Below are 25,608 nucleotides of genomic sequence, written 5' to 3' on the forward strand. Positions count from 1 at the left end.
AGGAGAGCGTTATGAATGAATTTGTCAGTGAAACCCGGCGCCAGCTGCACAACCTGCTGCGCATTGGCACCGTCAGCGAGGTGGATACCGTCCGGGCACGCTGTCGGGTGCAAAGTGAAGGCAACCTCACCGCCTGGCTGCCCTGGTTAAGCGGGAGTGCTGGGCAGGTCCGCAGTTGGCATGCCCCCTCTCCCGGGGAGCAGGTACTTCTGCTCGCTCTGGGGGGAGAGCTGAACACCGCCTTTGTGCTGGCGGGCATTTTTTCGGATGCCTTTCCAGCCCCTTCGGCCTCACAGAATGCGGTGCACTGGACGTTTCCCGATGGCGCGCAACTGGCCTATGAACCGGAAAGCGGGACACTGACGGCCAGTGGCATTCAGTCTGCGCGTATCACGGCGGCGGTCAGCATCACCCTCGATGCGCCGCTGGTGGAGTGCACGCAGCAGCTGAAAGCTGCGACGTTTGAACTGACCGGGGGAGGCACCCTGAAGGGCAATATCAGCCACAGCGGGGGCAGCCTGTCGTCTAACGGCATTGTCGTTCACAGTCACGTCCACGCGGGTGTGGAAAGTGGCGGCAGCAAAACAGCGGGGCCGCAATGAGTACAGAAAACTATCTCGGTATGCAACGTGACAGCGGTCTGGCCCTGACGGATCGGGATCATATCCGTCAGTCGGTACGCGACATTTTGCTCACGCCTCAGGGCAGCAGGGTGATGCGCCGCAACTATGGATCGTTGTTGTCGATGTTGATCGACCAGCCACAAAACGAGGCACTGCGCCTGCAAATTATGTCGGCCTGCTATGTGGCGTTATTGCAGTGGGAGCCACGCATTGCGCTGGACAGCATCAGCTACCAGCCCGGATTCGACGGCAGCATGGTGGTGGCGCTGCAGGGCAGCCTCAGCCAGTCCCCTTTTTCTCTTTCCATTCCAGTGAGTGAATGATTATGGCCACGATTGATTTAAGTCAGCTACCTGCGCCGAACGTTGTTGAGGCGCTGGATTTTGAAACGTTGTTGCAGGCGCGCAAGGCCGCGCTGGTGGCGCTTTATCCGGCCGACCAGCAGGCGGCGATAACCCGGACCCTTGAGCTTGAGTCAGAGCCCATCGTCAAGCTGTTGCAGGAGAACACCTACCGCGAGCTGATCCTGCGACAGCGCATCAATGAAGCCGCCAAAGCCACGATGGTGGCCTGGGCTACCGGAGGCGATCTCGATCAGCTGGGAATGAACAACGGCGTGACCCGCCTGGTGCTGAGCCCGGCTGACAGCAGCACGCTGCCGCCGACTGCTGCGGTGATGGAAAAGGATGAGGACTTCCGTCTGCGCATTGCTCAGGCCTTTGAAGGGCTGAGTGTGGCGGGGCCGGCGGGGGCTTATGAATACCATGCCCGCAGTGCTGATGGCCGAATTGCTGACGTGAGCGCCACCAGCCCGGCTCCGGCGGAAGTGCTGATCACCGTGCTGTCGCGTGAAGGGCGTGGGGAGGCCAGTGCCGCGCTGCTGTCCGTGGTCAATATTGCCCTCAACGATGAGAATGTGCGCCCGGTGGCCGATCGCGTCAGCGTGCAGTCCGCCAACATCGTTGAATACAGCGTTGATGCCACGCTGTTCCTCTACCCCGGCCCGGAGGCCGAGCCGATCCGCGCCGCAGCGGAAGCACGGCTTGCCGCCTTTGTCACCGCACAAAGCCGGCTGGGACGTGATATCCGCCGCTCAGCCCTGTTCGCCGCCCTGCATGTGGAAGGGGTTCAGCGTGTGGAACTGGCCCAGCCCGCGCAGGATGTGGTGCTGGATAAAACCCAGGCGGGCTGGTGCACCGGGCGTGCGATCAGCGTGGGAGGTTCCGATGAGTGATCGTCTGCTGCCTGTCGGATCGTCTGCGCTGGAAGTCGCGGCCGCAGAAGCCTGCGCCAGCCTCCAGCAGCTGCCGGTGCCGCTGCGCACGTTGTGGAACCCGCAAACCTGCCCGGTCGCGCTGTTGCCCTACCTGGCCTGGGCCTGGTCAGTTGATCGCTGGGATCAAACCTGGCCGGAGGAGACGAAGCGCGCGGTGGTTGCCGCCTCGCAGTTCGTTCACCGTCGTAAAGGCACTATCGCTGCGATCCGACGCGTGGTGGAACCGCTGGGGTATGTGATCAACGTGCATGAATGGTGGCAAACCAGTGAGCCACCCGGCACGTTTCGCCTGGATATCGGCGTGCTGGATTCCGGCATTGATGAAGCCATGTTTAACGAGATGGAACGACTGATCGCAGATGCAAAAGCAGTCAGCCGTCACTTAACCGCCCTGACGATCACCCAGGATATTCAGGGCATCGTCTGGACAGGCGCCGTGCAGTATGACGCTGAAACGGTCACTATTTTTCCCGCTTGAGAGGTTTTAAATGGCTGTAAAATATAAGTCTGTCGTAACAACGGCAGGGCAAGCACGCATCGCCGCTGCGATGCAGGGCGGCACTCAGGTCGATATCAAAACCATGGTCGTGGGGGATGGCAACGGCCAGCCCACCACACCGAGCTCCAGCCAGACGACGCTGGTCCATGAGGTATATCGCAAGGCGGTTAACTCGGTCAAAGTCGATAAGACGCACAAAAACTGGCTGGTGACGGAGGTGATCATCCCTGCCAGCGCAGGTGGTTTCTGGATGCGTGAGCTGGGGCTGCTGGCGGGGGACGGTACGCTGCTGGCGGTGTGTAATATGGCAGAAACCTATAAGCCTGCGCTGGAAGAGGGGTCTGGCCGTACGCAAACCCTGCGCATGGTGATCGCCGTTAGCGGAAGCGAGGCGATAGCACTGACGCTGGATGACAGCCTGGTTTTCGCGACAGAAGAGTATGTGAATCAGCAGGTTGCTGCACGAAATGTTGTTGATGAGATTTATCCTGTCGGCATCGTCACCTGGTTTGCGCAGAATAAAAACCCGAACACCCTGTTCCCCAATACGACCTGGAACTCTATCGGTGAGAATAAAACTATCCGGTTAGCGAAAGCGGACGGCAGCGATGTGATGACAATCGGGGGTAAGGATATTTATCAGATTGAAAAGAATCATTTACCGTCACTTTCATTGGGCTTATCCGGCAGAACATCATCAAACGGGGGGCATACTCATACACGCGGCACAATGAATATTACGGGGAATATTGAAGCAAATCAGCTAACTAAAGTTGGTGGTGGGAGGGCAACAGGCGCATTTAGCGCTTACAGATCAGGATTGGATGGCGTTGCAAGTATTTCGAGTAATTCTGATGGCTTTAATTTTGATGCATCTAAATCCTGGACAGGAAATACGTCAAATAGTGGTGATCATGATCACACATTTTCGGGTAATACAGAAATTATGGGTTCGGGACTAGAGTTTAATGTTACTAACTCATTTATTAAACTGATGGGCTGGTACCGCAGCGCATAATCTCTTACCTAAAACGTGTTATTTAAATACGGCTCCCCTGCTGGCAACTCAGGGGAGCCTTTTTATTGGTTTTTGGCATGTAAAAGCAGATCTTTATTTATTTTCTTATCCATATAAATTTCTGTTTTTTAATGACTTTTAAATTCCACGTTGTCCCTTACTCCCCACAACGCCCATCGCATGCCTGCATATTAAATTCTTGTCATCATGACCTCACCCCAACAACGGAGTGCAATAAAGATGGCTAATTATCACCACGGCGTCCGCGTCGTAGAAGTGAATGACGGAACCCGCAGTATCTCAACGGTTTCCACTTCCATTGTCGGCATGATCTGTACCGCAGAAGATGCCGATGCCACCACCTTCCCGCTGAATACCGCGGTGTTGATCACCGATGTACTGGCAGCCGTGGGCAAAGCCGGTACCAAAGGTACGCTGGCACAGTCGCTGCGTGCCATTGCGGACCAGAGCAAACCGGTCACCGTGGTCGTTCGCGTTGCAGAAGGTAAAGACGCTGCCGAGACCACCAGCAATATCATCGGCGGCAGCGATGCCAACGGCCGCTATACCGGCATGAAAGCCCTGCTCAGTGCGCAGACCGATCTCGGCGTTAAGCCGCGCATCCTCGGTGTACCGGGCCATGACTCTCTTGAAGTGTCTACCGCACTGGCAGCGGTCTGCCAGCAGCTGCGCGCCTTCGGCTATATCTCGGCGTATGGCTGCAAAACCATTACCGAGGCGATCGCTTATCGCGAGAACTTCAGCCAGCGTGAGCTGATGGTGATCTGGCCGGACTTTGTGGCCTGGAACACCACGACCAGCGCGGCGGATACCGCTTATGCCACCGCACGTGCGCTGGGCCTGCGCGCCAAAATCGACAATGACACCGGCTGGCATAAAACCCTGTCCAACGTTGGCGTTAACGGCGTAACGGGCGTCTCCGCCTCGGTATTCTGGGACCTGCAACAGGAAGGGACCGATGCCGATCTGCTGAACGAAGCCTGCGTCACCACGCTGATCCGCAAAGACGGTTTCCGCTTCTGGGGCAACCGCACCTGTAGCGATGACCCGCTGTTTGCCTTTGAAAACTACACCCGCTCGGCGCAGGTGATTGCTGACACGATGGCCGATGCGCACATGTGGGCCAACGATAAACCGCTGTCACCGACGCTGGTGCGCGACATTATCGCTGGCATCAATGCCAAATTCCGCGAGCTGATTAACGCCGGCTATCTGCTGGGTGCCAACTGCTGGTACGACGAAAGCGCCAACACCCAGGAAACCCTGAAGGCGGGCAAACTGTTTATCGACTACGACTACACCCCGGTGCCGCCGCTGGAAGATATGACGCTGCGCCAGCGCATTACTGACAGCTATCTGGCGAACTTTGCCGCTTCCGTCAACAGCTAAGGAGACACTCTTATGGCACTGCCAAAAAAACTGAAATACCTGAATTTGTTTAACGATGCCAACAGCTACCAGGGTGTGGTGACCTCGCTGACGCTGCCAAAACTGGCACGCAAACTCGACCCGTATCGCGGCGGCGGTATGAACGGCGTGGCGCACATTGATAACGGTCTGGAAGACGATGCGCTGGATCTGGAATGGACCATTGCCGGGCTGGATGACCGCATTCTCAGCCAGTGGGGCGGAGCAACGGTGCCGCTGCGTTTTATGGGCTCTTATCAGCGTGACGACACCGATGAAACGGTGGCGGTTGAGGTGGAGCTGCGCGGTAAGCACCAGCAGTTCGACTTCGGTGAGAGCAAGCAGGGTGAAGAGACTGAAACCAAAATCACCACCAAATGCACTTATTACAAGCTGACCTGGAACGGTAAAGCGCTGATCGAAATTGACACCATCAATATGGTTGAGATCGTGAACGGCGTCGATCGTCTGGCGCAGCACCGTCAGAACATCGGTCTGGCGTAATCCGCAGGGACGGGCCTGCCCGCCCCACATCGGCAATTCGCAGGGGTTGGGCCTGCCCGCCCCACATCGGCAATTCGCAGGGGTTGGGCCTGCCCGCCCCACATCGGCAATTCGTAGGGGTCGGGCATGCCCGACCCGCATTCTCTCTAAACGTAAGGAAAGTCCATGCAACAGCAAGACAACCTGGTCACCCTGGTGACCCCCATTGCCCGTGGTGAAACCCTGATTACCAGCGTTGAGGTGACCAAACCCAACGCCGGTGCACTGCGCGGAACCCGGCTGGTGGATCTGGCCGGATCGGACGTTGAGGCACTGATCACCGTGCTGCCACGCATCACCCTGCCGAACCTGACCAAATCTGAATGCCTGAATCTGGACCCGGTCGATCTGATCGAACTCGGTGGCAGGGTGATCGGTTTTTTATCCGCGAAGCCGGACACGTCCGCTGGCCCGACGACCTGACGGTGGATGATCTGATGGCCGACATTGCGACCATTTTTCACTGGCCGCCATCAGAAATGAACCCCATGTCGCTGGCGGAACTGATCGACTGGCGGCATAAGGCGATCGTGCGCAGCGGCATGCAGAGTGGAGAATAACTATGAGTATTAACCTTGGTCTGGACGGCCTGCGCAAAGCGGTGATCCGGTCGAATTTGTTCCTCAATGATCTGCCGGGGGAGACCAAATCCCTCGGTAATGCGATGTTTCAGCAGCGTATCGCCCTTAAGGCGGCCACGTTAAGTGATGAGGTCAACCAGCGCCATCGTAAAGAGGGGCTGAAGCTGAGTGAGGAGCGGTTGCAGCAGATCGCCCGTCAGCGGACAGACGAACGGCGTCAGCAGGCCAGTGCACGGCGGCAGACGCTAAGCAAAGGCTTGGATAATGTCGGTCAGCGCTATCAGGCCGGGCAGGCGGTCGTGGACAAAGTCAGCAGCGTCAGCAGCCGGGCAATGGGCGTTGCCTCCTTTGGTGCAAAGCTGCTGAAACCGGGCTATGAACAGGCGACTGCCGGTACTGCACCGGTGAGTGCAGCGTCAGGAGCCGCTGTAGTACCGCAGGCTGATAATCTGGCAGGGGATATCGGCCAGCTTAATGCGGCGATCGACAGCATCAGCCTGACAGTGTTTACCCAACTGGACGGTACGCTGCGTTCCCTGACGCAGACCGCCACCGGGCTGTTAACCGGCGTTGATCAATGGATCCAGGACAACCCCACGCTGGCGGGCGGGATCACCCAACTGGTGGCGGGGGGCGGGCTGCTGATTGCCGCACTCGGCGGGATCGGTTCCGTGGTGGTGCCGGTACTCAGTGGCCTGAATCTGTTGATGGCGGGTGCCGGGATTCTAAGTAGCGTGTTTACTTTTGCTGGCGGGGCGATTGTTGCGGCGCTGGGGGCGATCACGTTGCCCATAGGGATTGTGATTGCTGCGATTGCTGGTGCAGCGATGGCGGTTTATTACTATTGGGAGCCGATCAGTGCCTTCTTTGCTGGCCTGGTGAAAGGGATGAGTGAGACCCTGGGTCCCATCACTGAGATGTTTACCCCGGTCGGACCGCTCTTTGACAACGTCAGCAGCCTACTTAAAGGAATGTACGATGCTTTCTGGAAGCTCCTGGAGCCGGTTACTCTGACAGGGGAGACTCTGAACAAAGTCGGATTCGTCGGCGAAGTGGTGGGGAAGGTGCTGGCATCTGCTTTCATTCTGCCGACAAAAATCCTTAACTCGCTAACCAGTGGCGTGGTGTGGATGCTGGAAAAACTCGGGGTCGTCGATAAAAAATCATCCGATGCCAAAGTCTCGCTGAATGACGATCCGTCTGCACAACGTCCCTCGGTCGCTCTGGGGGGCGCAGACTTTGCTGCGCCGGATACTCCTGCTTCTGTCGCCTTTGGCGGTGCCCGCTATCAACCCCTCACGGTGGCCAGCACCAGTAACAGCCAGCAGAGCACCTTTAACAGCAGCTATGTGATCAACACCCATGACGGCATGAGCCAGGCTGATGTGCTGGCGATTATGGAAAAAAACAGACAGCAGGAACAGTTTAACGCCGACTTGAAACAGCGCAGCAGCGTGTGGAGGTAATAAACCATGATGATGATTTTAGGCATGATGGTCTTTGAACGGCGAACACTGCCCTATCAGACAATGAAGCAAACCAGTGATTATCGCTGGGCCAGCGGCAGCCGCATTGGCACGCGTCAGTCACAGCAGTTTCTCGGCGTGGGGGATGAGACGATTACGCTGTCAGGTGAATTGCGTCCGGAAATCACCGGAGGAGTGGCTTCACTCTTTGCGTTGAATATCATGGCAACGCAAGGACGTGCCTGGCCTTTATTGAGTGGCAACGGCATCCCCTACGGGATGTTTGTGATTACCAGTGTGAACGGCACGCACAGCGATCTCCTTCAGAACGGTACTGCACGTAAAATTAGCTTCGATATCACGCTTAAGCGCGTGGACCCATCGCTGTTGGAGATGTTCGGTGACCTGAAACAGCAGGCGGAAGAGGTGATCAATAAGGTGGGTAATAACGCCTCTAAACTGCTGGAGAGCCTGTGATGGATGCCATAAATATTGGTGCACAGATGGGGCCCGATTATCAGATAAAACTCGATGATATTGATATCACCAGCAACTTCCGATCCCGTTTAATGGGCATGACAATCACGGATAAACGCGGCATGGAGCTGGATACTTTCACAATGGAGCTTGATGACAGCGATGGAAAAATCATCCTGCCGCAGCGGGGGAGTATATTGCAGATCTCTATCGGCTGGCAGGGGATGGCGCTTTTTGATAAAGGGAAATTCATTATTCAAACAGTCACTCATACAGGCTCCCCTGACAAGCTTGCCTTGAGCGGGTTTAGTGCTGACTTGAGCGATGTCCTGAAAGAGAGCCGATCGGAATCCTATGACCGGATGACGCTGGGCGAGATTGTAAAGCGTATCGCCGAACGCAATAAGCTGGGAGCGTCATTGCCCAACAATTTGGCGGCAACCCATATCGAACATCTCGATCAGACAAATGAAAACGATCTCCAGTTTCTTGCCCGGCTGGCGGTGTCTTACGGCGCGGTGGCGACAATCAAAAATGGCAAAGTCTTGTTGCTGATACCGGGTAAGGGAACAACGGCGAAAGGTGACCCTTTACCCGAAGCCACTATTCGTCGCCGCGATGGAGATGCGCATTCATTCTCATATACAGGGGATATGAACAATATCGGAGTAAAGGCGCGCTGGTTGCGTCTGGACAAAGCCAACTCTGGACGGGTATTAGTCAGGGCAGAGTTAGACCCGCCTGGTACTATTTTTGAGACAGCCGGATCGCGTTACCTTGAGCTGGGAACCTTGTTTACCACCGAAGGGGAGGCCGTAAATGCGGCAACAGCGGAATGGAAAAAGAATCAGAGAATGAGTGCGACGCTAAGTTTTGGGCTGGCAATGGGGAGGCCAGAGTTGACCCCGGAAATGCTGATAGAGGTTTCCGGGTTCAAGGAATTGATTGATAAGCACAAATGGATTATATCCAGTGTGGCTCATACGATTAATTCTGGAGGAGGGTTTACGTCAAAAGTAGAACTCGAGATTGTGTTGAAGGACTCTGTGGTGGCGAAAAAGGAACTGGATTAATTCTCACAAAGTGAAAAAACCACTTGATGATTCACTTAAAGTGAATATAATTGGTTTTATTCACAATGTGTGAGTTTAACTGATGACCATTGGAGGTCAACCATGATGCCATGCCCGATTTGCCAACATAACAGCCATGCCCGTTCCAGCCGTATTCTCAGCAGCGAAACCAAGGAGCGTTATCATCAGTGCCAGAACCTGAACTGTAGTTGCACCTTCAAGTCGATGGAGAGTATCACCGGGATTGTTGCCCGCCCGCTGGAGGCCACGCCGCCGCCTGTGGCGCCGGTGAAAACCCGCACCAGCCGTCTTGGAAGTTAACCGCCAGCGGCGGGTTCGCGCCCGCCCTGGTTTTGCATTCCCCTGTTCCGGCTAATCTGCGCTATCATCATCTGTCTTCCTGACATCGCTGGCGCCCCCATGACACACACTTCTCCGACTCCCATCTTTGACGGCCATAACGATCTGCTGCTGCACCTGTGGTTGCACCACCCTGAAAACCCGGCTGCGGCCTTTCTGCATCAGCGACTGAGCGGGCATCTCGACCTGGCGCGGATGCGTGAGGGCGGTTTTTCGGGTGGGCTGTTTGCCGTCTTTGTGCCCCCCGCTGACTACGTGGCGAAATTTCCCACGCGCCAGGCGGAGGTGCATGACCCGCTGGCGATCACCGAACAGCAGATGGCGATTTTGCAGCAGCTGGAAGCACAGTCGGCAGGCCAGGCAAAAATCTGCCGCAGCGTCAGCGAGATTGAACACTGTATCGCCAGCGGCGTGCTGGCGATGGTGATGCATATTGAAGGGGCGGAAGCGCTGGATGATGACTTAAGCCAGTTGGATCGCTGGCAGCAGGCCGGATTGCGCAGCATCGGGCCGTTCTGGAATCTGCCTAACCGTTTTGGCGTGGGCATTAACGGCAGCTTCCCTGGCTCGCCGGATACCGGAGCAGGGCTGACTGACGCCGGAGAGCGGTTGATCCGGGCCTGCAACCAGCGTGGGCTGATGATCGATCTGTCGCATATGAACGAAAAAGCCTTCTGGCAAACGGCGCGGCTGAGTACGGCACCGCTGGTCGCCAGCCATTCCAACGTGCACGCCTTATGCCCTCAGCCACGTAATCTGACGGATGCGCAGCTGGCCGCGATTGCCGACAGCGACGGACTGGTCGGGCTGAATTTCGGTACCTCTTTTCTGCGCAGCGATGGCAAACGTGACGGCGATATGCCGCTCAGCGTCATGGTGCAACACCTGGATTACCTGCTGGAGAAACTGGGGGAGGACCGTGTCGCCTTTGGTTCTGATTTTGACGGTATCAACCTGGCCGATGATCTGGGTGACGTTACCGGGCTGCCGCGTCTGCTGGCCGCACTGCGTCATGCGGGCTATGACGATGCGCTGCTGAATAAGCTGTGTCGCGCTAACTGGCTGCGGGTCTTGCGAAAAACCTGGAAAGAATAACGCCTGATTTTTGAACCAAATAGTTCAAAACAGCATAAACCGTGCAGATTTTAGGGTTGATATCGATTTATCATAGGCGCAACATCTGTGCCGCCAAATTCCTGTAATTTGACAACATGCCGATTACTCTACGAAACTGGAGTATATCGCCTGTTTTTTAAACACCTTGAGGATATCACTATGTGGACTAAACCGACCTTTATCGATATGCGTCTGGGCTTAGAAGTAACCTTATACATCTCAAACCGCTAATTAGCCGTCATACTTCAAGCTGCAACTGCGTTGGCTGCGTGTGCTCACCCCGGTCACTTACCTGAGTAAGCTCCCGGGGATTCTCACACTTGCCGCCTTGCTGCAACTCGAATTATTTAGGCTAATGCCTGGTCATCATACTTTGAGCTGCAACTGTAACTCGAACGATTCAGGCAAGTAATGTGGATGCCTGCGCTGTAGCAGGCATTTTTATTCCTTCTCCCGGTTTACCCATGAAAATCAAAGTCCTCGGCTCTGCGGCAGGCGGCGGTTTCCCGCAGTGGAACTGTCATTGTCCCAACTGCCAGGGTGTCCGTGACGGTAGCGTTCCGGCCACCGCACGTACCCAATCCTCGATTGCGGTCAGTGATAACGGCACCGACTGGGTGCTGTGTAATGCCTCGCCTGATATCTGCCACCAGATTGCGGCCAACCCTGAGCTGCATAAACAGGGCGTATTGCGCGGTACGGCGATCGGCTCGATTATCCTTACCGATAGCCAGATCGATCACTGCACCGGCTTGCTGAACCTGCGTGAAGGCTGCCCGCATTCCGTGTGGTGTACCCCGGAAGTGCATGCGGATCTGACCAGTGGCTTCCCGATCTTTACCATGCTGAAGCACTGGAACGGTGGATTAGTGCATCACGCCATCCAGCCCGCGGAACCCTTTTCCGTGGCCGTCTGCCCGGCACTGCGTTTTACCGCGATCCCGATCCTCAGCAATGCGCCGCCGTATTCGCCGTATCGCGGGCGACCGCTGCCTGGGCACAATATTGCGCTGATGATTGAAAACACCACCACTGGCAGCAAACTGCTGTATGCGCCAGGCCTGGGTGAACCGGATGCCGCGCTGCTGGCGTTGATGGCGCAGGCCGACTGCCTGCTGATCGACGGCACGCTGTGGCAGGACAACGAGCTGGCCACCACCGGCGTCGGGCGTAATACCGGCCGTGATATGGGCCATCTGGCGCTGGGCGAAGAGCAGGGGCTGATGGCAGTACTCAGCGAGCTGCCTGCGAAGCGTAAAATCCTGATCCATATTAACAACACCAACCCGATCCTTGATGAGTCCTCCGCTGAGCGCCAGGCGCTGACCCGGCGTGGCATTGAGGTCAGTTATGACGGCATGAGTATTGACCTATGACCAATCCGACGTTGATGACCCCGGAACAGTTTGAACAGGCGCTGCGCGATCGCGGTCCTTATTACCATATCCACCACCCGTTCCATATCGCCATGCATAACGGCGAAGCAACGCGTGAGCAGATCCAGGGCTGGGTAGCGAACCGCTTTTACTACCAGACCAGCATTCCGCTGAAAGATGCGGCGATTATGGCGAACTGCCCGGACCCGCTAACCCGACGTAAATGGGTACAGCGCATCCTTGACCATGATGGTCAGGGTGACAGCGATGGCGGTATCGAAGCCTGGCTGCGGCTGGGAGAGGCGGTTGGCCTTGATCGCGATGTGTTGCTGTCTGAACAAATGGTACTGCCCGGCGTGCGCTTTGCCGTTGATGCCTATGTGAGTTTCGCCCGCCGCGCCGTTTGGCAGGAGGCGGCCTGTAGCTCACTGACCGAACTCTTTGCCCCACAGATCCACCAGTCGCGCCTGGACAGCTGGCCGCAGCATTACACCTGGATTGAAGAAGAGGGTTACGGTTATTTCCGTGGCCGACTCAGCCAGGCGCGCCGCGACGTGGAGCATGGTCTGCAACTGGCGCTGGAATACTGCGACACCGTGGAAAAACAGCAACGTATGCTGGAAATCCTGCAGTTCAAACTCGATATTCTGTGGAGCATGCTGGACGCCATGACCATGGCTTACGCCCTTAACCGCCCGCCATACCACACGGTGACGGATCAGCCGGTCTGGCATAAAGGAAAACTGCTGTGATCAATGAACAAATGACCCCAATGTTCCGCCGTGGTTACCGCCTGCAGTGGGAAGAAGTGCAGGGCTGCCATGTGATCCTCTACCCGGAAGGCATGGCAAAACTGAACGACAGCGCCACGATGATCCTCGAGCTGGTGGATGGGCAACGTACGCTGTCAGAGATTATCCTGGCGCTGAACACGCGCTTCCCGGAAGCGGGTGGCGTGGATGATGACGTGAAAGATTTCTTCGCCGCCGCGCGTGAACAGAAGTGGATTATTTTCCGTGAACCCGCTTAATCCTGCCGTAAAACCGCCGCTGTGGCTGCTGGCCGAGCTGACCTACCGCTGCCCGTTGCAGTGCCCGTACTGCTCTAACCCGCTGGACTTTGCTCAGCAGGAAAAAGAGCTGAGCACCGCGCAGTGGATCGAGGTGTTTAAACAGGCACGGGCGATGGGCGCAGTGCAGATCGGCTTCTCCGGCGGGGAACCGCTGGTGCGTAAAGATCTGCCTGAACTGATCAAGGCCGCGCGCGATCTGGGTTTTTACACCAACCTGATCACGTCAGGGATCGGCCTGACGCAGAAGAAGATCGATGCCTTTGCCGACGCCGGGCTGGATCATATTCAGATCAGCTTCCAGGCCAGCGACGAAGTGCTGAATGCGGCACTGGCAGGGTCAAAGAAAGCCTTCCAGCAGAAACTGGAGATGGCGCGCGCGGTGAAAGCGCACGGCTATCCGATGGTGCTGAACTTTGTGTTGCATCGCCACAATATCGACCAGATCGACCGGATTATCGAACTCTGCATCGAGCTGGAAGCGGATGACGTTGAACTGGCGACCTGTCAGTTCTACGGCTGGGCGCAGCTCAACCGTGAAGGGCTGCTGCCCACGCGTGACCAGATTGAGCGGGCGGAAGCCGTGGTGCACCGCTATCGCGAGAAAATGGCCGCCAGCGATAACCTCGCGAACCTGCTGTTCGTCACGCCCGATTATTACGAAGAACGTCCAAAAGGCTGCATGGGTGGCTGGGGAGCGATCTTCCTCAGTGTGACGCCAGAAGGCACGGCGTTGCCGTGCCACAGTGCGCATCAGCTGCCGGTTCAGTTCCCGTCAGTGCTGGAGCAGAGCCTTGAGGATATCTGGTTTAACTCGTTTGGTTTTAATCGCTATCGCGGCTTTGACTGGATGCCGGAACCCTGCCGCTCCTGCTCGGAAAAAGAGAAGGACTTTGGTGGATGCCGCTGCCAGGCGTTTATGTTGACGGGCGATGCGGATAATGCCGACCCGGTGTGCAGCAAATCAGAGCATCACCATAAGATCCTGGAAGCACGTGAACAGGCCAACTGCACCAATATTCAGGTCAGTCAGCTGCAGTTCCGCAACCGTGCTAACTCTGAGCGGGTTAATGCTCAGCTGATCTTTAAGGTCTGACGCATGCAGCATCAACAGCGGCGCTTACCCAACGGTTTACGGGTTGAGTTAATCTCAGACCCGCAGGCCACGCGCGCCGCCGCGTTGATGCAGGTGGATGTGGGCAGTCACCATGAGCCGGATGCCTGGCCGGGGCTGGCACATCTGCTTGAGCATCTGCTGTTTGCCGGCAGCCCGGTTTTTCAGGATGACCAAAGGCTGATGGCCTGGCTGCCTGCCCGGGGAGGGCGGCTGAACGCCACCACGCTCGGCAGCAGCACCGCGTACTTTTTCGAGTGCGCCCCCGAACAACTGGCCGATGCGCTGCCCCGCCTGACGGATATGCTGGTGGCGCCGCTCTTGTCTGCCAGCGCGATCCGCCAGGAAGTCGCGACCATTGATGCCGAATGCCGCCTGCTGGCTGACCATCAGGACACGTTGTGTGATGCGGCGCTGAGCGCTGCATTCGCTTCCCATCCGTGGCAACGCTTCCAGACCGGCAATGCAGCGGGCTTTGGCAACGATCACACGGCGCTGCGTGCGGCGCTGCAACAGTTCCATCAGCGTTATTACCATGCGGATACGGTGACGCTGTGGGTGCAGGGACCGCAGCCGATCGAGGCGCTGTGGCCGCTGGCCCAGCAGGCCGCCGAAGCCTTCCCGGCGGGCGGGGTGCTCCCGCCCGCGCTGCCCGCGTTAGCGCCTGCTGCTGAGTGCGATATCGCCCTGCAACTGAACGGTGCACCGCGCCTGCGTCTCTCCTTTTTGCTGAATCAACCGATCGACGGCGGGCTGGCGTTGCTGCGCCAGCTGCTGCTGGACGAAGCGGCGGGCAGCCTGATGGCCTCGCTGCGCGAGCAGGAACTGTGCGACGGTGCCCGCCTGCTGCTGCCGTATCGCAGCGCACAGCAGACGGTGATCACCCTTGAACTGGTACTGGTGGAAGCCGGGGATGCCGACCGGGCTGAAGCGCGCGTACATCACTGGCTGGCACAGCTGGCTCGACTGACGACAACGCAGCGTGCTCATTACGCGCAGCTGGCCAGCCGCCACTTCGCGCAGTTACCCGTGATGGATCAGTTGCGTGAAAGTGCTTTTGGGTTTGCTCCGGCCGGGGACGACGAGAGCGCAATACTGTTCGCACTGCTGTCTGCCGCGCCATTATCACGGCTGTGGATTGCTGACAGCACTCCGTTGGATCAACTCGACGTTCAGGGCTGGACGCTGGCCTGCCAGCCGGGCGAGCGGGCGCCGGTTCAGCCTGATACATCAGGTGAGGCTTTCGTGTTCTTCCCACATCCCCTGCCGCCTGCCATCCCCACGTTGCCTGCGCGCCAGACACCGCTGGCCCATCATCGCTGCGATGAATCGCCCGCTGTGCTGCTGCTCAGCCCTGAAAACAACCTGCCAGCGCCCTGGGGGCAGATCGTGCAGGCCCGTCTGCGTGCGCTGGCGGCGGGTTGTGCCCATCGCGGGGGCGAACTGGCGATCGGTTGCCCGCAGGGACACTGGCTGATCCAGTTACAGGGGGAGGCGGCGCTGATGGTCAGCACGCTGGCATCGCTCAATGCGCTGCTGGCGGATATCCCGCCTGGCGTGATCGCACGCGGTGAGCGTGAGTCTCTGCGCCAGCGTCAGGCGCTGCACGATGATATTGCCGTGCGGGCATTACTCGGTGCACTGCCGGAAACGTTGCAGCCGTTGCACAATCCCGCAGGCGGCCAGACGCCGCTCAACCTCCCCTGGCGTGCAGTACTGGATGGCGGCGACCACGAGCTGCACCGGCAGCTGGCCTGCCTGCTGAGTACCTTTCCGGCTGCTATTAACCCGGCGGTACGTGCATTGCCTGACGTCTTACACCCCAAGGCCGAATACCGGGTGGCGACACGCAGCCCGGAGGCCGTACTGCTGCGCTTCTGCCCGCTGGTGGAGGAGAGTACGGCGTGCCTGGCCGCCTGGCAGTTGTTAGCAATGATTTATCAGCCGCTGTTTTTTCAGCGCCTGCGTGTGGAACAGAACATTGGCTATGTGGTGAGCTGTCGTTTTTATCAGGCGGCGGGGCGTTCGGGCATCCTGTTTGCGCTGCAATCCCCGCATCTCACGACGGCGGAGCTGGCGGCACGCATTGACCACTTCTTAGTGCAGATGAATACCGGGCTGGCGGCGCTCAGCCCGCAGGCGCTGTGGGAAACATGCCAGATAGTGCTGAAGGAACAGCAGCAGGTGCCAACCGGGCGGCTTGAGGCCAGTCGCGATCGCTGGCTGCGGGCACAGCAGATGATTCCTCAGCCCAATATCACCGACTTGCAGGCGCTGACGCCTGACAGCGTGCTGGCGTTCCATCAGCGCCTGCTGGCCGACGGGCGGCACGCCTTCTATCTGGTTAACCATTCCCTTTTCTGATCGCTATTCCTTCTCTGCCAGCAACGCTGCTTTTGCGGCCGTCAGGAATTCATCGGACAGGCTGTCCCCGGACGTGGCGCGTGCCAGCGTCAGCGCGCCGATAAGCAGGGAAAACTGCATCAGCGCATGCTGACGGCGCTGCGCGTCATCTTCCACATCCGAAAGCGACTCCAGCATTCCCAGCATCCCTTTCACGCCGTCGAGATAGACATCACGCACCGGTTTATCCGCGCTTTCCCTGGCGACATCACTGGCTAATGCCGTAATGGCACAGCCAGCCTGTACGCCATCCCGATGAGCGGGAGAAAGATAATGTTCGGCCAGTGTGCGCAACGTGTGATGGCTCGGCTGCTGATTGATCGCCTGCCAGCGCGCCGCAGAGTCGTCAAAGGCCTTGCGGCTGGCGATGGCGGCCAGCTCATCTTTTGACTCAAAGTGGCCGTAAAAACCGCCGTGCGTTAACCCGGCTGCGGCCATCAAATCATTGACGCTGACGCCGTTTAATCCCCGCTCACGGAAGAGCTGCGAAGAGGCGTTGATAATCTCCTCGCGGTGACGTTCCATCTGCTGTTTAGATACACGGGCCATCGTCTTCTCCTTCTTTTTGAGGGCATCATCTTAGGGGATGCGTTTCACACCATCAATAGATGATGCCCTTCATCAATACTTCATTCAGGCGCGCGGCCAGGCTTTGACAAACTCGCCGCCGCCCTGTGCTCTCGGCAGGGTGCTGGCAATCTGGTCATGTGGTGTGCCTGCTGAAATGGCGCTGACGGCATCCAGACGGGCAATCTGAGCGTTATCTAACCTCACTTCCAGCGCCTGCAACGTGTCGTTTAACTGTGCCAGATTACGGGAACCAAGGATGGGGATCAGACTGGTTGTGGAATGTGCGGCTTTGTCTTGCAGCCAGGCGATGGCCACCTGAAGCGGCAGGATATTCAGCTCCCCGGCGATGGCAAAAACGGTATCCAGCAGCGTGGTATCCTGCTCGGTATGCACCAGCCGCCCGCCGAATCCGGTGAGGCGTCCTTCGTTACTTTGACGGTATTTTCCTGTGAGCAGGCCGCCGCCAAGGGGGGACCAGAGTGTCGCTGCCAGCCCAAGTGCTTCAGCCATTGGCAGCAGCTCCCGCTCGGCGGTGCGCTGCACCAGGCTGTATTCCACCTGAATGCCGGCAATGCGCGACCAGCCGCGCAGTTCCGCGATTGTGTCTGCCCTGGCAATACGCCAGGCAGGGAAATTGGATAATCCGGCGTACTGGATCTTGCCCGCGCGCACCAGATCGTCGAACGCACGCACGATCTCCTCGAGTGGGGTGAGCTGGTCGTCAAAATGTGCCCACAGCAGATCAATACGATCGGTTTTCAGACGCTTAAGGCTGTTCTCGACCGACTGGATCATATTTTTCCGACTGTTGCCGGTGCGCGAGATCCCCGGCTCTGGTGAGGCGCTTAAGCTGTACTTTGTGGCGACAACGAAGCGATCGCGCTCTGCGGCGATAAACTCCCCGACTATCTCCTCAGACTGCCCAAACTGGTAAGCGTCTGCGGTATCAATAAAGTTTCCACCGGCTTCGACATAGCGGTCAAAGACCTGTTTTGCTTCTTCTCTCTCCGAACCATAACCCCAGCCAGTGCCGAAGTTTCCGGTGCCCAGTGCCAGTGCAGAAACGCGTAAACCGCTGTTACGACCAAACGTGGTGTAGTTCATGCTGTTGCCCTCGTGGATTTAAATGTTGTTTGACATTTATTATATATGTCATACATCATCTAAAAGCACAATGATGATAATCGTCATCTATAAATTCCACAACAGAGAGCAAACGATGAACACGATCCCCGTCGTTATGATCACGGTTGCCCCCTGCGACATTGAGGTCTGTACAGTGATGAAAGCCTTTATTATTGAGGGTTACAGCAGCAAAAACGTCGGGCGCATCGCTGAGAGACCTGAACCCGAACTGCGGGCGGATGACGTGCTGATCCGGGTGCAGGCAACCAGCGTGAATCTGCTGGATGCCAAAATTCGCAAAGGCGAGTTCAGGCTGATTCTGCCGTATAAACTGCCATTGATTCTGGGTAATGACGTGGCGGGTGTGGTGGTGAGTGTCGGGCCTGAGGTAACCCGATTTCGCTCTGGCGACCCTGTTTATGCGCGGCCAAACTCACAGCGAATTGGCACCTTTGCGGAGTACATTGCGGTTAACGAGAACGACCTGGCGTTAATACCCGACAATCTCAGTCGGGAAGAAGCGGCTTCGCTTCCGCTGGTCAGCCTGACGGCCTGGCAGGTGCTGGTGGAGACCGCAAAACTGAAAAAAGGCCAGAAGGTGTTGATTCATGCCGGTTCCGGCGGCGTGGGCACCATTGCCATCCAGCTTGCCAAACATCTTGGCGCTTTCGTTGCCACCACCACCAGCACGGCCAATGTGGCATGGGTGAAAGCGCTGGGGGCCGATGTGGTTATCGACTATAAAACGCAGGATTTTTCCACCCTTCTGCATGACTACGATGTGGTGCTGAACAGCCTGGGCGGTGATGTGCTGGCAAAATCGCTGCAGGTGCTGAAACCCGGCGGCCAACTGATCTCCATCTCCGGCCCGCCAACCCCGGCATTTGCTACAGAACTGGGCCTCTCCTGGGGGCTTAAGCAGTTGATGCGCCTGCTGAGTTACCGCATCCGGAGGCAGGCTAAACGGCGCGGCATACGTTATTCGTTTGTCTTTATGCGCGCCAGCGGGGCGCAGCTCAGTGAGATTAGCGCGCTGGTGGAGGCCGGAGTGATTAAGCCAGTGGTGGACCGGGTATTTCCCTTCGCCGAGATCAAAGACGCGCTGGCCTATGTTGAGACCGGGCGAGCGAAAGGGAAGGTGGTGGTGCGGGTAGAGTAGCTACCTAGATTTGTTAGTCGTGAGGAGGATTATACTCTTTATATTTTTCATCAGAAATTAAGCTGCTTAATCATTTTTGATTAAGCAGCTATTTATAATGTTAGCAACTACCACATGCTTTCTTTATTCTGAAAGTCTAGCCCAACTCTTGTTTGTGAAGAACCGAATTTGTGTAATAGATTTAAGGCATATTCATAGCGTAACTCGGCAATTACATTTACTTGCAACTCCTTCATCTCAAGAGGAAATTTGGCATCAGGGCTGTTGTTTTCCCTTACAGAGAGAATACATAGTTGCGAACTATTCACATAACGACCTTGGTTAACAGCATAGAATGTGTCCCAGCATGGATTCTCTCCACCAAGACAGTAAGCTTCAGGCTTATCATCTACGTTAAGGTAAATATATTCATTAAAGTTCGCTTTTTTATTTGCGGTATTAAGATTTGCCTTTTCAAATCTTACGGCTTTAAAAACCAAATAAGACTCACCAATGCGAGATCCCCATTGTGTTTTTTTCTGACCAGGGACTAAATCACATGCAGGAGTGATACAAACCCATTTCTCTCCCTCAATATCAAGTACAGATCCTGTCATCAAGTGGCTATTGCAAACTGGCATTGAGCATGAAAATGCATTCAGATGGCCTAAGGTAATATCTTGCTCGGTCATGCATTCATGAAAGAAATGTTTAACAAATTTTTTCTCATCAGAGGGGAAAGTTTCTCTGGCAATATTCATTATTTTTTTAGAGAAATCTCTTAATTCTAAACGTGATGCAGTTGCAAGTTGTTCCCAATGAAGATTTATTGCTTTGTCATGAGCTGAATCGTCATTGGAATTTTTGAGAAGGTTATAGAGCCATCCAGCTTGGGCATATCGATTACTAATTATTTTAGATGCTTGTTCAATTCCTTTTTCATCAAGTTCAAAACGAATTTTTGCCATTAGCAGTTGCATGGGAGATGCATTATGTTTCGTCAGTGCTTTGCTCAGCGAACCAATCAGTTCTTCTTCAAGGTCTTCTGTGTTTTCTTTTCTGATGACGGAAATAAATATTTTTCCAGTGCTGATGAAATTTGTTTCCTCACTCCAGTCAAATTGTAGATCCATACGTGCATCCTGACCAAAAACAATTTCATTTTTCGTCAGAATATCTGTAAAGAGCCATTGCATCAACTCAATTTCTGATAATCCCGCTTGTTTTGCTACGTGGCTTATTTCCGATGAAAAGGCATGTAGTGGGTGAGATTTTACTCGTGGGTTAATACAGCGCAAAGACTCAGGTGATAAAAATATCTTAAGAACTTTGACTAAGCTTATACTTTCATTGATCCACTGATATTTAATGCCATCTTCATTTTCATCAAGCCACTTGTTGATTTTTTCAATGGTAGCTTCAGATGGAATTGTTTGGTTGTCATTGCTAATGCAAATGAAATCTTTAAGGATTTCAGTGAAAACTATATTTATGTCATCGTCTTGACCTTTTGTATGTACCAAAGTGAGATTATAGTGGTTACTTTGGTCCAATTGCTGAATAATTCTGCGGGCGCGTTTACCACCATCGACGGAACCATCACCATCAAGATGATAATCAAGTATGACTAAGTCGCTGTGACGGATATGAGAAGGAACAGGAATTTTCCCACCAACATTAGGAGTGCTCCCGTCTAAAATATCAATACTCCAATGGCGTTGATAATGACACATGGCGATGATTTTTTTTAAGCGATCAGTATTTGAGGAGGCTGATTCTACATCCAAAGATACTTGCTTTTTTGAATCTAGTAAGGATAAAAAAGTAGGATATTCGTCATCGATGACTGTGACCGTTCGGATCGGGGTTATAAAAGCTTCTTTTATCAGATTTGAATAGGCCTGTGTCATTTCAGTCATGAGTTAATCCTTTAAATTTAATAGCGAAATTTGCACCATTAAGTGCTTTAAAATCATCTCTAACTTCGTAACGGATGCTATGTCCGCTTGCCATGAGGTTCTGTTTGCACAGATACAGGCCTACACCTCTCCCACCCTTCTGCTTTCGTGTGAAAAATAAAGTAAATAAGCTATCAAGGTCGTCTTTGTCAACACCAGGCCCATCATCGCTAATGAGAACTTCATTGTTAACGAAGGATAATAATATCTCCTTTTTATTGTCATCTCTACGTTGAACCCAGTACATTGAATTGTTTATTATATTTATAAATACTGGTAGTATTCTTGATGGGAGATCAATGATGCTTATTTTTCTGAACTCAGGTGTGAAGGAGAGTTTTATATCTGCATTATCTAACTGTTTTGAGAAATATGTAGAGGTATATTTTTCAATTTCATGCCCGGTTATTTTTCTTATCTCTTTCTTACCCGATAATTTCAGAGGTGATAGGAATTTTAATTTTTCCATTAATGAATTGTGACATGTTATCGCAGTATTAATGTTTTTCTGTTGGGATTGAGAAAGCTGCCCATTATTAATGGATTTCAAAGAATGAGTCAGTTCTTGATCTAGCCCTTCAAGCTCATGGCCTATGATTTCAACTGTTATTCCAAGCTGAGCCAGTGAATGGAGACGTGCAAGTTCCTCACGATGCCGTGTTGTCTCATTCATACTATGTATGGCCAAATTTTCCAGATCGATTTGTTCGTTAATACGTTCAAGTGCAGAGATATAAGGTGACAGCTTCTGAGCATTCTCAATTTCTATGCGCTGCTGTTCCGAATCTAGTTTGTCAAGAACCTGAGGCAATGCGGCTCGAGAAAGTTTGAGATCCTCAAGGCTATCTTCCATCACCAGTTTATATTGCTCTCGACAATACCTGATAAGTTCCTCTAACTCTACCTGCTGTTTAAGGAGCATTTCTTTACCACGGCCAGCATAGCGAGTAATTGCATTATTTATCGTTGACAGTTTACTACGGTACACTTCATAGGCTTTTTCATAATCGCTTTTCTGTGTAGAGTCAGTAATCGCTTTATTGATTACAAAAGTTAGGGATTTTATTACTTCTCTACAATAAAGTTCTTCTTTCCTATAAGACCGGTAATCGTCTTCAAGGCGCCCTAAGCTTGTTGGTATAGGACTGAGGGAGTATTCCTGAATTGTCTCTGAGTATTTGTCAATTGTGTTTTTTAATGAGTGCAATTCATCAATTGAATTTAAATTTATCCTACCCTGCAAGTTATCGCGAAATTCTGAAATGATAGATACTAGTGATATAAGAGAGCTTAAATTACGTTTTATTGAAGTGCGAATACGGTTTCTTTCTTTAGTGAGTAATTTACTTCTGTCTTCCTCTGCTTTTAATAAAGCTTTGCTTTCTTTTATGTCTTCAATTGTTGTTTTTCTGTCTTTAGCTTTTCGACCAAAGTGCTTTTCGGCAGAGTCGATAAGTATTTTTTAAACTATTTCACGAAATAATTTTGATGCTCGGTTCTCTATGAATCCTTCGCGGCCCGCTTTATCTTTCAGGTTTGGATTGTGCTCTCGACTAATAGCAATACGTCCGAACATTCGGCGGCCGGACCAGAAGAATTGACCGGCGTTTTTTGAGCGGCGTTCTTCAATAGAAAAATAATCACTATCTGCTCGCCCATAAGGCATCACACGCAACCCATCTCGATAAATTCTTAATCCACCATATTTTTCGGTTTGTTCTTTAAAACTGGCATGTTGTGCTTCATTTAATGATGAACTGTTGAAATTATGTTCGAATGATCCAATGCGCAGATGAAAAATACCAAAGGCACTATCCTTACGGGTCTTGTAAATTTGTTTAGGCTTGATTACATAGTCTTCAATCCAATCCCCAAAAACTCGAATTCTACCCCTAAAATATCCATTGCCGTCAACTGTCCCCTCAATAATATGTTCAAGGTTTTCAAGATTACGAATGTCAAATTCTCTATCTTGTCCAATAATTGTACGTGGAACATTGTTTATCCATCCGAACACATTGTAGTTAAAATCGTTAATTAATGGTTCGTTGTCACGTGAAAAGGGATCGGTGAAGTTAGATAATGTCTGAAAAAATCGTTCCCGAGTACTTTTTTCAGTATCCTCTGCTTGCTCAAGGGGAGTGTTTGATAGCTGTACATATAAATCATACTGTACATCAGCCATAAACATAGCTGTGCCATGCGAAGACTCACCTGACCATACTGGCCACTTGTTAAAGTGTTTATCTAGGAAGATTTCTTCAATTAGAGTTTTTTCAATTTTTTCTTGTGTGGTGTTTTCCTGTCCATCTTCTTTTTCTTGCTGACTAAAAGCATGCCATGCATCAGCTATACGAATAGTACGTGCTGGATCATCAGATTCTCCCCAGATATTTCCCATCATCTGGTCAAATAACTGTGGCAACACCTCAGATAGATCGTTTTTTTTGCTAAATTCCCTGACGGGTATCCGGATATCATTGAGATAAAGAAAAGGGTTTTCAAATAACCGCCAGTCAATTAATGCTGCAACAAAATCACTATTCCTACGTTTAGAAATCAATAACAATAGGGGGCCAAGTGCCGCAGAGGATAAACGACCAATACCTTTCTGGCCTTGCTTGGGGCGTTTAGGTAAACCGTCGCGGTCATCCTCAGGGATGTCAAAACCATTGGTTTTAGACTCAGTGCCTACGATTAGCCACTTAGACTCAAACTCAGTCCGGTTCATACCATGACCATCATCCACAATAGCGGCGATTTTCAGCTCGTCGTCAAAAATGTGAAGTCCTACTTGCCGAGCATAAGCATCATAAGCATTCTTCCATAGTTCGGAGATTGCCGTCGGACAGTCAGCTATTTGTTCCCGCCCAAGATGATCGATTGTCCTTGCCCGAGTCTGAAACGTGACGTGCCTCGTCATATGTATAATCCTTATTACAATTGACCTCCCTGGCATCTTTGCTGCTTAGGGAGGGCTGTTTTGATAACAGCTTTATTATCGCACCGAGTAATGCTTCACCAAGCTTTACCGGAACCGCATTACCAATTTGTTTTGCTATCGCCATCGTTCCGCCCACAAAAGCATAATCATCAGGAAATGTTTGTAAGCGGGCAGCATGACGCAATGAAATACCGTGTGGTAGCCAGGGATGAACGAAACGCCCCTTAGATGGATTGTTACATCCTGTTGTTATAGTATTTGATGGAAAGTGAGGATAAATCCTGCCATATACATCCAAATGACCACCATAATTTTTATGGCAATTTAGTTGCCTACCGGACTCGATTCTATCTCCCATTAGTGGGGTGTTTTCGAAAAGAGTAGTCATTTCTTTTGAATGTATCATGTGAATAGCACAAGAATCATCTTGTGCTATCGGTGACCCCCATTGCAGTTGATCTATACAACTTTCTGCCATTTCAGCCGTGAAATTAAATTTTTCAACTAACCGTTCTTTAAATTCAATCAATATTGACTGAGCAGGGCGTTCAAAAACAGAGGACGCTGTGGGCCAAATTTGCTGGCCAGTCTTGGTGTACGTTGCTTCTGGTGGCCATAATAAGTCATTAGTCTGAATATCGTCTCTGACTGCCAGAATAAATGCTCGTTTGCGGTTCTGTGGTACACCATAGTCTCTGGCATTTAAGACGTAAGGTTTATCACCAATGACTTGGTAGCCGTGCTCTCTTGTCAGGCTGATAAAATTGTCAAGATATTCAGCATGACGAGGCCAAAGTAGCCCTGGTACATTTTCAACCAAAAAAACTTTGGGCCTTAGCTTCCTGACGAAATCAAAGTAGCGGAGTAATAAGGAATTTCTTGGATCGTTTATGCCTGCATCATTGATTCTGTGTGAGGAAAATCCCTGGCATGGCGGGCCACCGAGCAAAAGATCGAGTTCATCTTGTTTTAAACCTTGAAAACGCATCAACGAATCAATATCCACATCATTGATATCTTGAGAAAATACCTGAGTTTGTGCACCAAATTTGATGACAAGGTTTTTGTAGTACGTTTCAGATGCCAGTTTATCAAGTTCGATGGCCGCCTGAACATCAACGCCTGCCTTAAAAGCTGCAAGCGAAAAACCGCCAGCACCTGCAAACAAATCAATTGCTTTCAATTTTTGCATACTCAGAATTTCTTAAAGTTTTAATCCGGCTATTATACGCAAGATTGATTTTATGTCTCACCCTAAGCCCCATTCATCCTACACCTGAATAGGATGAACGGGGCTTAGACTTGTTTGTATTACAATATGGGTATAAAAACAAAAAAGCCACTCATTTCAAATTTGTTTAATATACTGATTTAAAAGATAAAATCTCATTGAAACGGCCGGGGTTGAACTCGCGACCAAGCGATATGGAGTTATAATGTTGGTTTGTTCT

The 25,608-nt window shown here is 52.8% G+C and carries 27 protein-coding genes; 21 read left to right on the top strand and 6 right to left on the bottom strand.

Translation table 11 applies throughout. The annotated features are described in order from the left end of the window. The first annotated feature begins 11 nt into the window (after nt 1–11). The 20 genes from WH279_RS12270 to pqqF all read left to right on the top strand — a co-directional run bounded on the left by WH279_RS12270 (nt 12) and on the right by pqqF (nt 16,383). On the top strand, nt 12–602 hold the full coding sequence (locus WH279_RS12270) for a phage baseplate assembly protein V (RefSeq protein ID WP_339456863.1): 591 nt from the start codon (nt 12–14) through the stop codon (nt 600–602). Beyond that, on the top strand, nt 599–946 hold the full coding sequence (locus tag WH279_RS12275; RefSeq protein WP_133842469.1) for a GPW/gp25 family protein: 348 nt from the start codon (nt 599–601) through the stop codon (nt 944–946). The genes WH279_RS12270 and WH279_RS12275 overlap by 4 nt, the downstream gene beginning before the upstream one ends. A gap of 2 nt (nt 947–948) precedes the next feature. Next, complete coding sequence (locus WH279_RS12280) at nt 949–1,857, top strand: baseplate assembly protein (RefSeq protein WP_339456866.1); 909 nt, start codon at nt 949–951, stop codon at nt 1,855–1,857. Further along, the gene (locus WH279_RS12285) at nt 1,850–2,377 is read left to right on the top strand and encodes a phage tail protein I (RefSeq protein ID WP_339456868.1); all 528 of its coding nucleotides are present in this window, start codon (nt 1,850–1,852) and stop codon (nt 2,375–2,377) included. Before WH279_RS12280 ends, WH279_RS12285 begins: the two co-directional genes overlap by 8 nt. A gap of 10 nt (nt 2,378–2,387) precedes the next feature. After that, nucleotides 2,388–3,416: a phage tail protein gene (locus WH279_RS12290; RefSeq protein WP_339456870.1), complete on the top strand. Its 1,029-nt coding sequence runs from the start codon at nt 2,388–2,390 to the stop codon at nt 3,414–3,416. 240 nt (nt 3,417–3,656) lie between these two features. After that, nucleotides 3,657–4,826: a phage tail sheath protein gene (locus tag WH279_RS12295; protein ID WP_200641790.1), complete on the top strand. Its 1,170-nt coding sequence runs from the start codon at nt 3,657–3,659 to the stop codon at nt 4,824–4,826. A 12-nt stretch (nt 4,827–4,838) separates the two neighbouring features. Continuing rightward, nucleotides 4,839–5,348 carry a phage major tail tube protein gene (locus tag WH279_RS12300; RefSeq protein WP_200641789.1) on the top strand — a complete coding sequence of 170 codons (510 nt, stop codon included), beginning with the start codon at nt 4,839–4,841 and terminating at the stop codon, nt 5,346–5,348. Between the two features lie 165 nt (nt 5,349–5,513). Next, the gene (locus WH279_RS12305) at nt 5,514–5,810 is read left to right on the top strand and encodes a phage tail assembly protein (RefSeq protein WP_133842460.1); all 297 of its coding nucleotides are present in this window, start codon (nt 5,514–5,516) and stop codon (nt 5,808–5,810) included. 14 nt (nt 5,811–5,824) lie between these two features. Beyond that, entirely contained in the window at nt 5,825–5,947 is a 123-nt protein-coding gene (locus tag WH279_RS12310) for a GpE family phage tail protein (RefSeq protein WP_339456875.1), read from the top strand. A 2-nt stretch (nt 5,948–5,949) separates the two neighbouring features. After that, entirely contained in the window at nt 5,950–7,434 is a 1,485-nt protein-coding gene (locus WH279_RS12315) for a phage tail tape measure protein (RefSeq protein WP_339456877.1), read from the top strand. A gap of 6 nt (nt 7,435–7,440) precedes the next feature. Continuing rightward, complete coding sequence (locus WH279_RS12320) at nt 7,441–7,911, top strand: phage tail protein (RefSeq protein WP_200641786.1); 471 nt, start codon at nt 7,441–7,443, stop codon at nt 7,909–7,911. After that, nucleotides 7,911–8,984: a contractile injection system protein, VgrG/Pvc8 family gene (locus WH279_RS12325; protein WP_339457081.1), complete on the top strand. Its 1,074-nt coding sequence runs from the start codon at nt 7,911–7,913 to the stop codon at nt 8,982–8,984. Before WH279_RS12320 ends, WH279_RS12325 begins: the two co-directional genes overlap by 1 nt. Nucleotides 8,985–9,086: 102 nt before the next feature. Then, a complete protein-coding gene (locus tag WH279_RS12330) occupies nt 9,087–9,305 on the top strand; it encodes an ogr/Delta-like zinc finger family protein (protein ID WP_133842455.1) in 219 nt (72 codons plus the stop codon). 99 nt (nt 9,306–9,404) lie between these two features. After that, a complete protein-coding gene (locus WH279_RS12335; RefSeq protein WP_339456881.1) occupies nt 9,405–10,439 on the top strand; it encodes a dipeptidase in 1,035 nt (344 codons plus the stop codon). A 180-nt stretch (nt 10,440–10,619) separates the two neighbouring features. Then, complete coding sequence (pqqA, locus tag WH279_RS12340) at nt 10,620–10,691, top strand: pyrroloquinoline quinone precursor peptide PqqA (protein WP_072166356.1); 72 nt, start codon at nt 10,620–10,622, stop codon at nt 10,689–10,691. Between the two features lie 233 nt (nt 10,692–10,924). Then, the gene (pqqB, locus tag WH279_RS12345; RefSeq protein WP_200641782.1) at nt 10,925–11,836 is read left to right on the top strand and encodes a pyrroloquinoline quinone biosynthesis protein PqqB; all 912 of its coding nucleotides are present in this window, start codon (nt 10,925–10,927) and stop codon (nt 11,834–11,836) included. Beyond that, nucleotides 11,833–12,588: a pyrroloquinoline-quinone synthase PqqC gene (gene pqqC / locus WH279_RS12350; protein ID WP_339456884.1), complete on the top strand. Its 756-nt coding sequence runs from the start codon at nt 11,833–11,835 to the stop codon at nt 12,586–12,588. The genes pqqB and pqqC overlap by 4 nt, the downstream gene beginning before the upstream one ends. Before the next feature lie 11 nt (nt 12,589–12,599). Beyond that, the gene (pqqD, locus tag WH279_RS12355; protein WP_167863375.1) at nt 12,600–12,866 is read left to right on the top strand and encodes a pyrroloquinoline quinone biosynthesis peptide chaperone PqqD; all 267 of its coding nucleotides are present in this window, start codon (nt 12,600–12,602) and stop codon (nt 12,864–12,866) included. Then, nucleotides 12,853–14,001, top strand: coding sequence for a pyrroloquinoline quinone biosynthesis protein PqqE (gene pqqE / locus WH279_RS12360; protein WP_339456886.1), 1,149 nt, complete (start codon nt 12,853–12,855; stop codon nt 13,999–14,001). The genes pqqD and pqqE overlap by 14 nt, the downstream gene beginning before the upstream one ends. Nucleotides 14,002–14,004: 3 nt before the next feature. Next, complete coding sequence (pqqF, locus tag WH279_RS12365) at nt 14,005–16,383, top strand: pyrroloquinoline quinone biosynthesis protein PqqF (RefSeq protein ID WP_339456888.1); 2,379 nt, start codon at nt 14,005–14,007, stop codon at nt 16,381–16,383. A 3-nt stretch (nt 16,384–16,386) separates the two neighbouring features. On the opposite strand, the gene WH279_RS12370 is transcribed toward pqqF, so the two are convergent. Together WH279_RS12370 and WH279_RS12375 are read right to left on the bottom strand one after the other, a co-directional pair. Continuing rightward, nucleotides 16,387–16,971: a TetR/AcrR family transcriptional regulator gene (locus WH279_RS12370; protein ID WP_339456890.1), complete on the bottom strand. Its 585-nt coding sequence runs from the start codon at nt 16,969–16,971 to the stop codon at nt 16,387–16,389. Between the two features lie 84 nt (nt 16,972–17,055). After that, on the bottom strand, nt 17,056–18,096 hold the full coding sequence (locus tag WH279_RS12375; RefSeq protein WP_339456892.1) for an aldo/keto reductase: 1,041 nt from the start codon (nt 18,094–18,096) through the stop codon (nt 17,056–17,058). A 178-nt stretch (nt 18,097–18,274) separates the two neighbouring features. Between WH279_RS12375 and WH279_RS12380 the strand changes: the two genes are divergently transcribed. Continuing rightward, the gene (locus tag WH279_RS12380; RefSeq protein WP_445235265.1) at nt 18,275–19,276 is read left to right on the top strand and encodes an NADP-dependent oxidoreductase; all 1,002 of its coding nucleotides are present in this window, start codon (nt 18,275–18,277) and stop codon (nt 19,274–19,276) included. Nucleotides 19,277–19,383: 107 nt separating this feature from the next. Here the strand turns inward: WH279_RS12380 and WH279_RS12385 are convergent, their stop codons facing one another. The 4 genes from WH279_RS12385 to WH279_RS12400 all read right to left on the bottom strand — a co-directional run bounded on the left by WH279_RS12385 (nt 19,384) and on the right by WH279_RS12400 (nt 25,349). Next, nucleotides 19,384–21,174, bottom strand: coding sequence for a response regulator receiver domain (locus WH279_RS12385; protein WP_339456896.1), 1,791 nt, complete (start codon nt 21,172–21,174; stop codon nt 19,384–19,386). Further along, nucleotides 21,167–22,456 carry an ATP-binding protein gene (locus WH279_RS12390; RefSeq protein ID WP_339456898.1) on the bottom strand — a complete coding sequence of 430 codons (1,290 nt, stop codon included), beginning with the start codon at nt 22,454–22,456 and terminating at the stop codon, nt 21,167–21,169. The genes WH279_RS12385 and WH279_RS12390 overlap by 8 nt, the downstream gene beginning before the upstream one ends. A gap of 219 nt (nt 22,457–22,675) precedes the next feature. Next, the gene (locus WH279_RS12395; protein ID WP_339456900.1) at nt 22,676–24,136 is read right to left on the bottom strand and encodes an ATP-binding protein; all 1,461 of its coding nucleotides are present in this window, start codon (nt 24,134–24,136) and stop codon (nt 22,676–22,678) included. Further along, nucleotides 24,066–25,349 carry a DNA cytosine methyltransferase gene (locus WH279_RS12400; RefSeq protein WP_339456902.1) on the bottom strand — a complete coding sequence of 428 codons (1,284 nt, stop codon included), beginning with the start codon at nt 25,347–25,349 and terminating at the stop codon, nt 24,066–24,068. Before WH279_RS12400 ends, WH279_RS12395 begins: the two co-directional genes overlap by 71 nt. Nucleotides 25,350–25,608 lie beyond the last annotated feature (259 nt).

This window comes from Erwinia sp. MYb375, assembly GCF_037479175.1.
GTDB classification, from domain to species: domain Bacteria; phylum Pseudomonadota; class Gammaproteobacteria; order Enterobacterales; family Enterobacteriaceae; genus Erwinia; species Erwinia rhapontici.

Coding starts and splice junctions, on each gene's coding strand:
- WH279_RS12270 (WP_339456863.1), top strand. CDS start 12: ATGAATGAATTTGTCAGTGAAACCCGGCGCCAGCTGCACAACCTGCTG.
- WH279_RS12275 (WP_133842469.1), top strand. CDS start 599: ATGAGTACAGAAAACTATCTCGGTATGCAACGTGACAGCGGTCTGGCC.
- WH279_RS12280 (WP_339456866.1), top strand. CDS start 949: ATGGCCACGATTGATTTAAGTCAGCTACCTGCGCCGAACGTTGTTGAG.
- WH279_RS12285 (WP_339456868.1), top strand. CDS start 1,850: ATGAGTGATCGTCTGCTGCCTGTCGGATCGTCTGCGCTGGAAGTCGCG.
- WH279_RS12290 (WP_339456870.1), top strand. CDS start 2,388: ATGGCTGTAAAATATAAGTCTGTCGTAACAACGGCAGGGCAAGCACGC.
- WH279_RS12295 (WP_200641790.1), top strand. CDS start 3,657: ATGGCTAATTATCACCACGGCGTCCGCGTCGTAGAAGTGAATGACGGA.
- WH279_RS12300 (WP_200641789.1), top strand. CDS start 4,839: ATGGCACTGCCAAAAAAACTGAAATACCTGAATTTGTTTAACGATGCC.
- WH279_RS12305 (WP_133842460.1), top strand. CDS start 5,514: ATGCAACAGCAAGACAACCTGGTCACCCTGGTGACCCCCATTGCCCGT.
- WH279_RS12310 (WP_339456875.1), top strand. CDS start 5,825: ATGGCCGACATTGCGACCATTTTTCACTGGCCGCCATCAGAAATGAAC.
- WH279_RS12315 (WP_339456877.1), top strand. CDS start 5,950: ATGAGTATTAACCTTGGTCTGGACGGCCTGCGCAAAGCGGTGATCCGG.
- WH279_RS12320 (WP_200641786.1), top strand. CDS start 7,441: ATGATGATGATTTTAGGCATGATGGTCTTTGAACGGCGAACACTGCCC.
- WH279_RS12325 (WP_339457081.1), top strand. CDS start 7,911: ATGGATGCCATAAATATTGGTGCACAGATGGGGCCCGATTATCAGATA.
- WH279_RS12330 (WP_133842455.1), top strand. CDS start 9,087: ATGATGCCATGCCCGATTTGCCAACATAACAGCCATGCCCGTTCCAGC.
- WH279_RS12335 (WP_339456881.1), top strand. CDS start 9,405: ATGACACACACTTCTCCGACTCCCATCTTTGACGGCCATAACGATCTG.
- pqqB (WP_200641782.1), top strand. CDS start 10,925: ATGAAAATCAAAGTCCTCGGCTCTGCGGCAGGCGGCGGTTTCCCGCAG.
- pqqC (WP_339456884.1), top strand. CDS start 11,833: ATGACCAATCCGACGTTGATGACCCCGGAACAGTTTGAACAGGCGCTG.
- pqqD (WP_167863375.1), top strand. CDS start 12,600: ATGACCCCAATGTTCCGCCGTGGTTACCGCCTGCAGTGGGAAGAAGTG.
- pqqF (WP_339456888.1), top strand. CDS start 14,005: ATGCAGCATCAACAGCGGCGCTTACCCAACGGTTTACGGGTTGAGTTA.
- WH279_RS12370 (WP_339456890.1), bottom strand. CDS start 16,971: ATGGCCCGTGTATCTAAACAGCAGATGGAACGTCACCGCGAGGAGATT.
- WH279_RS12375 (WP_339456892.1), bottom strand. CDS start 18,096: ATGAACTACACCACGTTTGGTCGTAACAGCGGTTTACGCGTTTCTGCA.
- WH279_RS12380 (WP_445235265.1), top strand. CDS start 18,275: ATGAAAGCCTTTATTATTGAGGGTTACAGCAGCAAAAACGTCGGGCGC.
- WH279_RS12385 (WP_339456896.1), bottom strand. CDS start 21,174: ATGACTGAAATGACACAGGCCTATTCAAATCTGATAAAAGAAGCTTTT.
- WH279_RS12395 (WP_339456900.1), bottom strand. CDS start 24,136: ATGACGAGGCACGTCACGTTTCAGACTCGGGCAAGGACAATCGATCAT.
- WH279_RS12400 (WP_339456902.1), bottom strand. CDS start 25,349: ATGCAAAAATTGAAAGCAATTGATTTGTTTGCAGGTGCTGGCGGTTTT.